The following is an 11706-nucleotide window of genomic DNA, read 5'->3' as shown; positions in this document are numbered from 1 at the left end:
GCTGCCTTATTGCGATTTGCGCACCCGCAGGTACCACTCCGAGAGCAGTCGTACCTGTTTGTCGGTGTAGCCACGCTCGACCATTCGTGTGACGAAGTCGTTGTGTTTTTGCTGGTCCTCCTTGCTCGCCTTGGCGTTGAAGCTGATGACCGGCAGCAGATCCTCGGTGTTGGAGAACATTTTCTTCTCGATCACCACCCGCAGTTTCTCGTAGCTGAGCCAGGTTGGGTTCTTGCCGTTGTTGTTGGCGCGGGCGCGCAGCACGAAATTGACGATCTCGTTGCGGAAATCCTTCGGATTGCTGATGCCGGCGGGTTTCTCGATCTTCTCCAGCTCTTCGTTGAGCGCCACGCGGTTGAGAATTTCGCCGGTTTCGGGATCGCGGTATTCCTGGTCCTGAATCCAGAAGTCGGCGTACAGCACGTAGCGGTCGAAGATGTTCTGGCCGTACTCGCTGTAGGACTCCAGGTAGGCGGTCTGGATTTCCTTGCCGATGAATTCGATATAGCGCGGCGCTAGGTATTCCTTGAGGAAACGCAGATAGCGCTCGCGGGTTTCGGCCTGGAATTGTTCCTGTTCGATCTGCTGCTCCAGCACGTAGAGCAGGTGCACCGGGTTGGCGGCGATCTCGTGGGGGTCGAAGTTGAAGACCTTGGAGAGGATCTTGAACGCGAAGCGTGTCGACAGGCCGTTCATCCCTTCATCGACGCCCGCCGTGTCACGGTATTCCTGGATCGATTTGGCCTTGGGATCAGTGTCCTTGAGGTTTTCACCGTCGTACACGCGCATTTTCGAGTAGATATTGGAGTTCTCCGGCTCCTTGAGGCGCGACAGCACGGTGAACTGGGCGAGCATCTTCAGAGTGTCGGGCGCGCAATGGGCCTTGGCCAGTGAACTGTTGAACAGCAGTTTGTCGTAGATCTTGATTTCATCGCTGACCCGCAGGCAGTACGGCACCTTGACGATGTAAATACGGTCGATGAAGGCTTCGTTGTTCTTGTTGTTGCGGAAGGTGTGCCATTCCGATTCGTTTGAGTGCGCCAGCAGGATCCCGGTGAACGGAATCGCGCCCAGGCCTTCGGTACTGTTGTAGTTACCTTCCTGGGTGGCTGTGAGCAGTGGGTGCAGCACCTTGATCGGCGCCTTGAACATCTCCACGAACTCCATCAGGCCCTGGTTGGCCCGGCACAGCGCCCCCGAGTAGCTATAGGCGTCGGCGTCGTTCTGCGGGAATTCTTCGAGTTTGCGAATATCGACCTTACCCACCAGCGCCGAAATGTCCTGGTTGTTCTCGTCGCCCGGCTCGGTCTTGGCGACGCCGATCTGGTTGAGAATCGATGGATAGAGTTTCACTACGCGGAATTGGCTGATATCGCCGCCAAATTCGGACAGGCGTTTGGTGGCCCAAGGCGACATGATGGTATTGAGGTAGCGCCGTGGGATGCCGAAGTCTTCTTCGAGGATCGCACCGTCTTCGGTGGCGTTGAACAGCCCCAAAGGCGACTCGAACACCGGTGAGCCCTTGATGGCGTAGAAGGGCACCTTCTCGATCAGCTGTTTGAGTTTTTCCGCCAGGGACGACTTGCCGCCGCCAACGGGGCCGAGCAGATAGAGGATCTGTTTCTTCTCTTCCAGGCCCTGGGCCGCATGGCGGAAGTAGGAGACGATCTGGTCGATGCATTCTTCCATGCCGTGGAAGTCTTCAAAGGCCGGGTAACGCCGGATCACCTTGTTGGAGAATATTCGCGACAGGCGCGAATTGTTCGAGGTGTCTACCAACTGCGGCTCGCCAATCGCCAGCAGCAGGCGTTCGGCGGCAGACGCGTAGGTGCTGCGATCCCGTTTGCACAGCTCAAGATACTCTTGAAGCGTGAGTTCTTCCTGCTGTGTGGACTCGAAACGTTGTTGGAAGTGGCTAAAGATACTCATGACGTCGTCACCTCGCTCGATACGTGGAGCCGACGCCGGATCAATCAGTCGATGCTGGCAGCCATTGGCGTTCCCCAATGGCTGTTTTCCCCCCAGAACACCCTGAAACGCTACCGATGACCCGCGCGCCGGTGTACCGGCTCTCCCCTGATTTGGATGGCCTGCACTTAAGGATAGTTGGTAATCGGGGAGTTCAAGGCGCGATACGTAATTAGTTTGGCTGCGCCGTTCGTCAGAAACGGCGCAAGCCCAAGCGTCACGCGGGGTAGCGGGGTGTGAAAAAAATTATTGCGAATTGCCTGAAGAAATTTCCGCAGGATAGGTCGCACGCCACAGCTCAAAGCCGCCATCGAGGCTATAAACGTCGGAGAAGCCCTGGCTGACCAGATAGGCTGCGGCGCTTTGGCTGGAGTTACCGTGATAACACGCCACGATCACCGGCGCGTCGAGGTCGGCGGCACGGATGAAGTCGGCGATGTTGACGTTGTCCAGATGCCGGGCGCCGGCAATGTGGGCCGTAGCGTAAGTCGGTTGGTCACGGATATCGACGACCACGGCGCCTTGCTCGCGCAGGGCCTGGGCTTGTTCGGGAGGGATACGTTTGAATTCGCTCATGGCGGGCTCCTAGGGCTTGGCGGCGGCCGTCTGTAGGGTGGGTGCAGGGGATTCACACTGGCAACTGATACGCTCGCCGGTGTCGATGTTCATCAGGGTCATGGCGCCGCCCCACACGCAGCCGGTGTCGAGGGCGAACACGCCGGGTTCTTCGCATTTGCCTTCAAGGGCGGCCCAGTGGCCGAAGATGATCTTCGTGTCCCGGGTCTTGCGTTCCTTGTGGGCGAACCAGGGCTGGTAGCCGGGCAGGGCGGTGTCGGCGCCTTCCTTGCTCTTGAGGTCCAGCTTGCCCTGCGCCGTGCAGAAACGCATGCGCGTGAAATAGTTGGTGATCACTCTCAGGCGGGCAACGCCGGTGAGCTCGTTGTCCCACTTCACTGGCTCGTTGCCATACATGCCGTCGAGGTAGGCGGTGTACAGGTTGTCATCGGCCAGGGCGCTTTCGACTTCGGCGGCGCACTTGAGGGCTTTCTTCAAGGTCCATTGCGGTGGGATGCCGGCGTGGACCAGGGCGATGTTACGGGCCTCGTCGTAGTGCATGAGCTTTTGTCGGCGCAGCCATTCCAGCAACTCGGCCCGGTCCGGTGCTTCGAGGATCTCGCGCAGGGTGTCGCCTTTTTTCAGGCGCTCGATGTTCTGGCCGGCCGCGAGCAGGTGCAGGTCATGGTTGCCCAGCACGCAGACCAGCGAATCGCGCAGGTTATAGAGGTAGCGCAGGGTTTCCAGCGACTGCGGGCCACGGTTGACCAAGTCGCCGACCAGCCACAGTCGATCATTCACGGGGTCGAAGGCGACCTGTTCCAGCAGGCACTTGAGGGGCTCCAGGCACCCTTGCAGGTCACCGACCGCGTACGTTGCCATCAGTGCAGGGCTCCGGGCACCGCGAGGCGGAAGGGCTTGATGGTTGCGTCGAACACGTGGCCGTCGGTGGCTTTCATCTGATACGAGCCCTGCATGGTGCCGACCCTGGAGGTCATCACCGTGCCGCTGCTGTAGGTATGGCTGGCGCCGATGTCGATCAACGGTTGCTGGCCGACAACGCCCGCGCCGCGGACTTCTTCAACCTGACCATCGCCGTCGGTGATCACCCAGTGGCGCGACAGCAACTTGGCCGGCACCCGCCCGTTGTTTGTCACCGTAATGGTGTAGGCGAAGGCAAAGCGGTTGAGTTCAGGTTGCGATTGGTCCGCCAGGAAGCGGGTGACGACGCTGACGTCGATCTGGTAGCGAGGATCGGACATGCAAGAGGCCTTAAAAGCAAAAGCGGAGGACAGCAGATGCGGATCAGTCTAGGCCAAGAGGTGGGCACTAGGCCAGACATGCTGTCGGGTATGACGTGGTCCAAAATGTGGGAGGAGGCTTGCTCCCGATAGCGGTGTATCAGTCGCTGAATATATTGACTGGTCCACCGCAATCGGGGGCAAGCCCCCTCCCACATTTGTGCTTACGCCTGGTCTGCTACTGGCGCAGGCTGGATGGCAAGCTGGTCGGCCAGGCGCACGAAGGCGGCCAGGTCCAGTTGCTCGGGGCGCAGGCTGCCGTCAACGCCGGCGGCTTCGATTTCGGCGTTGCTCAACAGCGCCTTGAGTGTGTTGCGCAACGTCTTGCGGCGTTGGTTGAACGCTTCGCGCACCACGCGCTCCAGCAGTTTGTGGTCCTTGGCCGGGTGCGGCAGTACGGCATGCGGCACCAGGCGCACGATGGCCGAGTCGACCTTCGGCGGCGGGTTGAACGCGCCCGGGCCGACGTTGAACAGGTGCTCGACGCGGCAATGGTACTGAACCATGATCGACAAACGGCCCCAATCACCGCCACCGGGGCCTGCGGCCAGGCGCTCCACCACTTCTTTTTGCAGCATGAAGTGCATGTCGCGGATGATCCCGGCGTTGTTCAGCAGGTGGAAAATCAGCGGGGTGGAGATGTTGTACGGCAGGTTGCCGACAACGCGCAGGCTGTTGGGCGCAGCGTTGAGGCTGTTGAAGTCGAACTTCAGCGCGTCGCCCTGATGCAGGTTGAAGTTGGGCTTGTCGGCAAACTGCTGGTTGAGGATCGGGATCAGGTCCTTGTCCAGTTCCACCACATCCAGTTGACCGCCACTGGCGAGCAGGCCTTGGGTCAGTGCGCCCTGGCCCGGGCCGATTTCCAGCAAGCGGTCGTCGGGCTTGGCGTGGATGGAGCGCAGGATGCGGTCGATTACGCCCGCGTCGTGCAGGAAATTTTGCCCGAAGCGCTTGCGCGCCCGGTGTTGGTAATGCTCGGTCATATACGGGTCTCGGCCATCTGATAGGCGGTTTCCAGGGCCACGTGCAGGCTGCCGGTATCGATCTTGCCGCTGCCCGCCAGGTCCAGGGCAGTGCCATGGTCGACGGAGGTGCGGATGATCGGCAGGCCCAGTGTCACGTTGACTGCGGCGCCGAAGCCTTTGTATTTCAGCACGGGCAGCCCCTGGTCATGGTACATCGCCAGCACTGCGTCGCAGTGATCCAGATATTTGGGGGTAAACAGAGTGTCCGCAGGCAATGGGCCGCGCAGGTCCATGCCTTCTTGGCGCAGACGCTCTAATGTCGGTTCAATGATGTCGATTTCTTCATGGCCCAAATGGCCGCCTTCACCGGCGTGGGGGTTGAGCCCGCAGACCAGGATGCGCGGTTGGGCAATGCCGAATTTGTGTTGCAGGTCGGCGTGCAGGATGCGCGTGACGCGTTCTATGCGCGCGGCGGTGATGGCGTCGGCGATATCGCGCAGCGGCAGATGGGTGGTGACCAGCGCGACGCGAAGGCCACGAGTGGCCAGCATCATCACGACTTGTTCGGTCTGGGTGAGTTCGGCCAGGAATTCGGTATGGCCGGAGAAGGCGATACCGGATTCGTTGATCACGCCTTTATGAACGGGCGCGGTGATCATCCCGGCGAAATCGCCATCGATGCAACCTTGGCCAGCGCGGGTCAGGGTTTCCAGCACAAAGGCCGCATTGGCCTTGTCCAGTTGCCCGGCGACGACCTTGGCGTGCAGCGGGGTGTCCCACACATACAGGCTGCCTGCCGGCGCCGGCAGGTCGGGCCAGTTACCCGGCGCAACATCCAGCAGGTTGACAGCCACACCCAGCTGCGCGGCCCGCTCAAGGAGCAGGTCGCGGCTGGTAATGGCAATCAGGGGGTGTGGTTGGGGTTGCGAGGCGAGCAGCAGGCACAGGTCTGGACCAATGCCGGCCGGCTCGCCGGGTGTTACCGCGAAACGCTGGGGTTTCACTGCGCTGCCTGGTCGGTGCCTGTTTGCTCAGCGGCCGGCAGTTTGTTTTCTACGTAGGCTTCGTCACGGATCTGACGCAACCAGGTTTGCAGCTCTTCGTCGTACTTGCGGTTGCGCAGTACGGTCAAGGCTTGTTGCTCGCGGGCCTGGTTGGTGTTGTCGGTGGCGCGACGGCCAAGGACTTCCAGCACATGCCAGCCATATTGGGTCTTGAACGGCTTGGACAGTACGCCTTGCGGAGTATCGGCCATCACTTGCTGGAACTCGGGCACCAGGGCTTTCGGGTCGATCCAGTTCAGGTCGCCGCCGTTGAGGGCAGAACCCGGGTCTTCCGAAAAGCTCTTGGCCAGGGTGGCGAAGTCTTCACCGCTTTCGATGCGGTCATAGATCTTCTGCGCCAGTTCCTTGGTTTGTGCCTCGGTGCGGATTTCGCTTGGCTTGACCAGAATGTGACGAACGTGGACTTCGTCTTTGAGCGAGGTCTCGCCGCCGCGCTTGCCGAGCAGCTTGAGGATGATAAAACCGCCAGGGGTACGCGCCGGTTGGGTGATGTCACCCACGTTCATCGCACTCAGCTCACGATCGAACGGCGGTGGCAGTTGCGCGGCTTTACGCCAGCCCATGTCACCACCGTCGAGCGCGTTGTCGCTGCCGGACTGGGCAATCGCCATCTGCGCGAAATCAGCGCCCGCCTTGAGGCGATCATAGATCGCCTGGGTCTTGGCTGCGGCGGCGTTGAGCTGCTCGGCGTTGGCGCTGTCGGGTGTTGGGATCAGGATATTGGCCAGGTGCAGCTCTTCGGAAAGCTGCATCTTGCCCAGGTCCGAGGCCAGGAAGTTCTTCACTTCCTGCTCCGACACCTGCACCCGCTCCGCTACGCGACGCTGGCGCACACGGCTGATGATCATTTCACGCTTGATCTGCTCACGCGCGTCCTCATAGGACAGCCCATCGTGCGCCAGGGCTGCGCGGAACTGATCAATGCTCATGTTATTGCGTTGAGCGATGGTGCCGACGGCCTGGTTCAGTTCTTCGTCCGAAATACGGATGCCGGAGCGTTCGCCGATCTGCAATTGCAGGTTTTCGACGATGAGGCGTTCCAGCACCTGGGGTTCCAGCACGCTGGTCGGCGGCACGCCACCGCCACGCTTGGCGATGGTCTGCTGAACTTCCTTGACCCGCTGGTCCAGCTGGCTTTGCATGATCACGTCGTTATCGACGATGGCTGCGACTTTATCCAGCTGTTGCACCGCGGCATGCGCCGAGGCGGCACCCAGGAACAGCGCGCCCAGCACTAGCGGGCGCAAACACTCAGAAAGCTTTGTCTTCACGTTCACGATAACCTTCAATGCCTTTGTCGAGGAAGCTCTCTACCTTGGCGCCGGTCAGGCCGCCGAGTCCTTTGAGGACGATCTGGAAGAAGAGCCCGTGGTCACCCTTTTCGTTAAGGGGGGCGATCTGGGTATATTCGTCGTTGGAAACCCAATAACGGTTGATCACGCGCAGTTTCCAGCAGCAGTTGTCGTACTCGAAACCACCAAAGGCTTCCAGGGTACGGTTGCGTGCATAGTCATACTGCCAGCGGGTGATCAGGTTCCACTGTGGAATGATCGGCCACATCATCGAGAAGTCGTGTTGCTGGATTTTGTAGTAATCCTTCACGTAGTTCTCGTCGCCTGGTTGGCCGTAGTCGCCACCAAACTGCCATTTGCCGGTCAGCTGGTTGTAGACGATCTGATCATTGCGATAGCGATAGCCGAGGTTGACGACCTTGTTCGGGTTATCTTCCGGCTGATAGTGGAACATCGCGCTGCCGGAACGTGGGGCATGGCTTTCTGGGTCCCAGTTGTAGTCGGCCGTGGCGCGCCAATCGCGGTTGAAGCGGAATTCATATTCCAGAGCGATGGGCGAGACATCGGTACGAGCGTCGTCGCGATCAGCGGCCAGTACGCCGGGAAGTTGAACTTCGCGGTCCTTGAAGTACAGCGCTTGGCCAACGGATACGCGTTGGCGTTGGAAGCCGTTATCTTCGATCCAACGGCTGGTGACGCCCAGAGACAGTTTGTTCTCGTCGCCGATACGGTCAGACCCAGCAAAGCGGTTATCACGGAACAGAGATGCATAGCTGAATGAATACTCACCCGTATCGAAAACCGGGATATCGCTTTGGTCTTTGTTCGGTACGTAGAGATAGTAAGCGCGAGGCTCAAGTGTCTGGTTGTAGTCTTTACCGAACCAATTGGTCTTGCGGTCGAAGTAGAGACCGCTGTCTACACTGGCAATAGGTATGGCGCGGTCCTGGGAACTTTTGAATTCATCTCCAGGGGCCAGCGAATTTTTACCGATTGTATCAAGATCAAGATCGTACTTCGTGTACACGTACTTTAGCTTCGGCGTAATAAAACCGTAGGTCCAGTTCATTGGGTATTCTACGGCTGGCGCAACGTTAAGGCGTGTGCCGTTTGCACGGGTAAGGCCTCGGACGTTCGTGTCCAGGCGAGGAGACACGGCGCCGTTCTCGTCAGTAAAGTTGCCGTTCTCCAAGTCACGATCAAAGCGTACGGCTTCAGTTTCATAACTGAAGTTCAAGCCGCCCGGATGAAACGGTAATTGGCCATTCAGCGTCAGCTGCGGCAACCGGTCATACGGCGTGATCTGAGAGATTGTGGACAGCTGGTACGCCTGGACATTCAAGCGAGCCTGATACGAGTCGCCCCGATACGTGAGGGAACCCTGCTGATTCAGGAAGTCCTGGCTCTCTACACCTTCCTCAAACGACTTCAAATCCTGGAAGTAATAAGGATCGCTGATTCGGGTGTAATCCACCTGAGACGTCAGGCGCGAGTCCAACCCACCCTTATGCTGCCAGTTGAGCATATAGCGGGTTTTTTCGTAGTCGGTCTGGTTCTTGCGCTCGTCGTTATCATCATTCAGATACGCCCCACCAAACTGCCCTTCACTCGACTTGGTCAGGTAGCGGAATTCGCCTTCCATCAACAAGCCGCGCTTGGTCATGTATTGCGGGTACAACGTGGCGTCGTAGTTCGGTGCCAGGTTGAAGTAGTACGGCGTCACGAGGGTAAAGCCAGTCTCACTGCCGGTGCTGAAGCTCGGCGGCAGGAAGCCGGATTGACGACGATCGTCAATCGGGAAATAGATGTAAGGGGTGTACAGGATCGGGATGTTCTTGACCCGCAACGTCGCGTTGGTGGCCGTACCGAAACCGGTGGCCGGGTTCAACGTGATGTTGTTGCCCTTGAGCTGCCAGGCGTTGCTGTCCGGTTCGCAGGTGGTGTACGTACCGTCCTTGAGACGGATGATCGCGTTCTCGGCACGCTTGGCGTACAGCGCGTTACCGCGGATACGCGACTTGTGCATCACGTACTCGGCGTTGTCGATCTGGGCGGCGCCGGTATCGAGCTGGACCTGGGCATGGTCGCCCACGATCAGCGCACCGTTGTCGCGCAAACGCACCTTGCCGTTCAGCTCGCCTCGGTTCTCGGCCTGGTACAGGCTGGCTTCGTCGGACTCCAGCTGCATGCTGCCCTGGCGCATGACAACGTCACCGGCCAGGGTCGCGACCTGCTGTTCCTGCTCGTAACGAGAAGCCTTGGCACCGATGAAGGTCGGCGCATCGCTCTTGTTCGTCTTGTCGTTCATGCCAGGACGCGTCGGTTCGATGTAGGCGCCGCCGCAGTAAGGGCCGGTTTCGGCCAGCTGTGCTGCGGTCAGTTTCTCGCGAGGCACCCAGTCCAGGTGGCTGTAGTCTTTGCTGCGCGAACGCAGTCCACGGCCCTTGGCTTCGGTGACCAGCATGGTCTTGGGCTCGGCGTCGACGCTGCCGCCAGCCTCGCCCTGCGGCGTGCTGTTGGCCGAGCTGACGGCAGAACCGTCATGCACCGGGCGCGGTGGCAATGGGGCGGCGGCCGTCTTCGGCGCGCAATCCCAGGCACCCGAAGCAGAGACTGAGCAGTCATACTGTTCCGCGGCGACCACGAATGAAGTGGCGAAAGGTTGCAAGGCCAGCAGACTGCCGGTTACCAGCAACGGAAATTTTCTACGAAACGCGGGGGATTTCAATGCCATCTTATTAGTCCGGGCTTCCTGCGTGCCATCTGCCCGCGGTTTGGGCCGCACGCCTCTCGATGGTCTGAAAAAGATGCGTGATAATAAAGCATGCCCCGCTTGACGGCTAGCGCCGTCGGAGACCCTTGTAATGCCCGAGCACGATCTACGTTTACAACAGCTGGAAGTCTGGCTGGATGAGCAGTTGCCGATTCTCTTCAACGCTCAGGACTGGGGCCCCGTACCCCCGGCCACATTGACCGCGGCCAGCAGCGACGCGAGTTTCAGGCGTTACTTCCGGTGGGAGGGTGGGGCGCATACATTCGTCGTAATGGACGCGCCGCCGCCCCAGGAAAACTGCAAACCTTTCGTCGATATCGCGCATTTGCTCGCGAAATCGGGAATTAATGTGCCAAAAATTTATGCAGAAGATCTGCCGCGTGGCTTTCTTTTGCTCAATGACCTGGGCCGAAACACCTACCTGGACGTGATTGACGAGCAAAACGCCGATCAATTGTTCGCCGATGCCATCGATGCGTTGCTGGCGTTCCAGCAGTTGCCGATGGACGCGCCGTTGCCCAGCTACGACGTCGCCTTGCTGCGTCGCGAGCTTGAGTTGTTCCCCGAGTGGTACATACGCCGTCACCTGGGTATCGAACTGGATATTCAGCAGCAGACCCTCTGGCAGCGCGTCAGTGAACGGTTGATCGACAGCGCCCTGGCGCAGCCCAAAGTGCTGGTGCACCGCGACTATATGCCACGCAACCTGATGATCAGCGAGCCTAACCCTGGGGTGCTGGATTTCCAGGATGCGGTCTATGGCCCGGTGACCTATGACATTACCTGCCTGTTCAAGGACGCCTTCCTCAGTTGGCCCAAGGCCCGCGTGCGCGCGTGGCAGCGCGGCTATTGGGAGCGCGCCGGGCAGTTGGGCATCCCCGTGCAGGATGATTTTGAAGACTTCCTGCGTGCCAGCGACCTGATGGGTGTGCAGCGTCACCTCAAGGTTATCGGTATCTTCGCGCGGATCTGTCACCGCGATGGCAAGCCACGCTACCTGGCGGATGTGCCGCGTTTCTTTGCCTATATAGAAGCGGTGCTGGCCGACCGACCGGAGTTGAGTGACTTGGGCGAGCTGCTCAGCAGCCTGCGCCAACCGGCCGAGGCTTGCGTATGAAAGCGATGATCCTGGCGGCCGGCAAGGGCGAGCGCATGCGCCCGCTGACGCTGCATACGCCCAAACCGCTGGTGCAGGCAGGCGGCAAACGGCTGATCGAGTATCACCTTGAAGCGTTGGCCAGGGCCGGCTTCACCGAGATCGTGATCAACCATGCCTGGCTCGGTCAGCAGATCGAAAGCTACCTGGGTGACGGTGCCCAGTTCGGCGTGCGTATCCGTTATTCAGCCGAAGGCGAGCCGCTGGAAACCGGCGGCGGAATTTTCAAGGCGTTGCCGTTGCTGGGTGACGAGCCGTTCCTGGTGGTAAACGGCGATATCTGGACCGATTACGACTTCAGCCAATTGAAGCGACCGCTCCAGGGCCTGGCCCATCTGGTGATGGTCGACAACCCGGCGCATCATCCGTCCGGCGGTGACTTCTACCTGGACGACGGCGTGCTTCATGATGCGGCGCCCGGTGCCGATAACCTGACCTTCAGTGGCATTTCTGTGCTCGACCCTCAATTGTTCGCGGGTTGCAGTGCGGGTGCCTTCAAGCTGGCGCCGTTACTGCGCGCGGCGATGGCCAACGGTCGGGTGACGGGTGAACACATGAAGGGACGCTGGGTGGATGTCGGAACGCTTGAACGTCTGGCGCAGGTCGAAACCTTGCTGACAGCGGGACGATAG

Annotated in this window: 10 protein-coding genes; 2 read left to right on the top strand and 8 right to left on the bottom strand. The window is 59.7% G+C overall.

What is annotated here, in order from left to right; translation table 11 throughout:
- Positions 1–6 precede the first annotated feature (6 nt).
- From BOP93_RS24455 to BOP93_RS24415, 8 genes are all read right to left on the bottom strand, one after another.
- A complete protein-coding gene (locus BOP93_RS24455; protein WP_065885503.1) occupies positions 7–1929 on the bottom strand; it encodes a PrkA family serine protein kinase in 1923 nt (640 codons plus the stop codon).
- Between the two features lie 285 nt (positions 1930–2214).
- The gene (gene glpE / locus BOP93_RS24450) at positions 2215–2544 is read right to left on the bottom strand and encodes a thiosulfate sulfurtransferase GlpE (RefSeq protein WP_104504910.1); all 330 of its coding nucleotides are present in this window, start codon (positions 2542–2544) and stop codon (positions 2215–2217) included.
- A 9-nt stretch (positions 2545–2553) separates the two neighbouring features.
- Positions 2554–3405, bottom strand: coding sequence for a symmetrical bis(5'-nucleosyl)-tetraphosphatase (locus BOP93_RS24445; RefSeq protein WP_065937061.1), 852 nt, complete (start codon positions 3403–3405; stop codon positions 2554–2556).
- Positions 3405–3785 carry a Co2+/Mg2+ efflux protein ApaG gene (gene apaG, locus BOP93_RS24440; RefSeq protein WP_104504909.1) on the bottom strand — a complete coding sequence of 127 codons (381 nt, stop codon included), beginning with the start codon at positions 3783–3785 and terminating at the stop codon, positions 3405–3407. Before apaG ends, BOP93_RS24445 begins: the two co-directional genes overlap by 1 nt.
- Before the next feature lie 203 nt (positions 3786–3988).
- A complete protein-coding gene (gene rsmA / locus BOP93_RS24430) occupies positions 3989–4807 on the bottom strand; it encodes a 16S rRNA (adenine(1518)-N(6)/adenine(1519)-N(6))-dimethyltransferase RsmA (protein WP_057723670.1) in 819 nt (272 codons plus the stop codon).
- A complete protein-coding gene (gene pdxA, locus BOP93_RS24425) occupies positions 4804–5793 on the bottom strand; it encodes a 4-hydroxythreonine-4-phosphate dehydrogenase PdxA (RefSeq protein WP_104504907.1) in 990 nt (329 codons plus the stop codon). Before pdxA ends, rsmA begins: the two co-directional genes overlap by 4 nt.
- Positions 5790–7124: a peptidylprolyl isomerase gene (locus BOP93_RS24420; RefSeq protein ID WP_104505349.1), complete on the bottom strand. Its 1335-nt coding sequence runs from the start codon at positions 7122–7124 to the stop codon at positions 5790–5792. Before BOP93_RS24420 ends, pdxA begins: the two co-directional genes overlap by 4 nt.
- Complete coding sequence (locus BOP93_RS24415; RefSeq protein WP_104504906.1) at positions 7105–9879, bottom strand: LPS-assembly protein LptD; 2775 nt, start codon at positions 9877–9879, stop codon at positions 7105–7107. Before BOP93_RS24415 ends, BOP93_RS24420 begins: the two co-directional genes overlap by 20 nt.
- 130 nt (positions 9880–10009) lie before the next feature.
- On the opposite strand from BOP93_RS24415, the gene BOP93_RS24410 reads away from it, so the two are divergent.
- Complete coding sequence (locus BOP93_RS24410; RefSeq protein ID WP_104504905.1) at positions 10010–11035, top strand: aminoglycoside phosphotransferase family protein; 1026 nt, start codon at positions 10010–10012, stop codon at positions 11033–11035.
- Entirely contained in the window at positions 11032–11706 is a 675-nt protein-coding gene (murU, locus tag BOP93_RS24405) for an N-acetylmuramate alpha-1-phosphate uridylyltransferase MurU (RefSeq protein WP_104504904.1), read from the top strand. Before BOP93_RS24410 ends, murU begins: the two co-directional genes overlap by 4 nt.

Origin of the sequence: Pseudomonas orientalis (assembly GCF_002934065.1) — a bacterium.
In the GTDB taxonomy this organism is placed as follows: Bacteria; Pseudomonadota; Gammaproteobacteria; order Pseudomonadales; family Pseudomonadaceae; genus Aquipseudomonas; species Aquipseudomonas orientalis_A.
The sequence above is the reverse complement of the archived record's forward strand: the minus strand, read 5'-3'. Positions and strand labels throughout refer to the sequence as shown.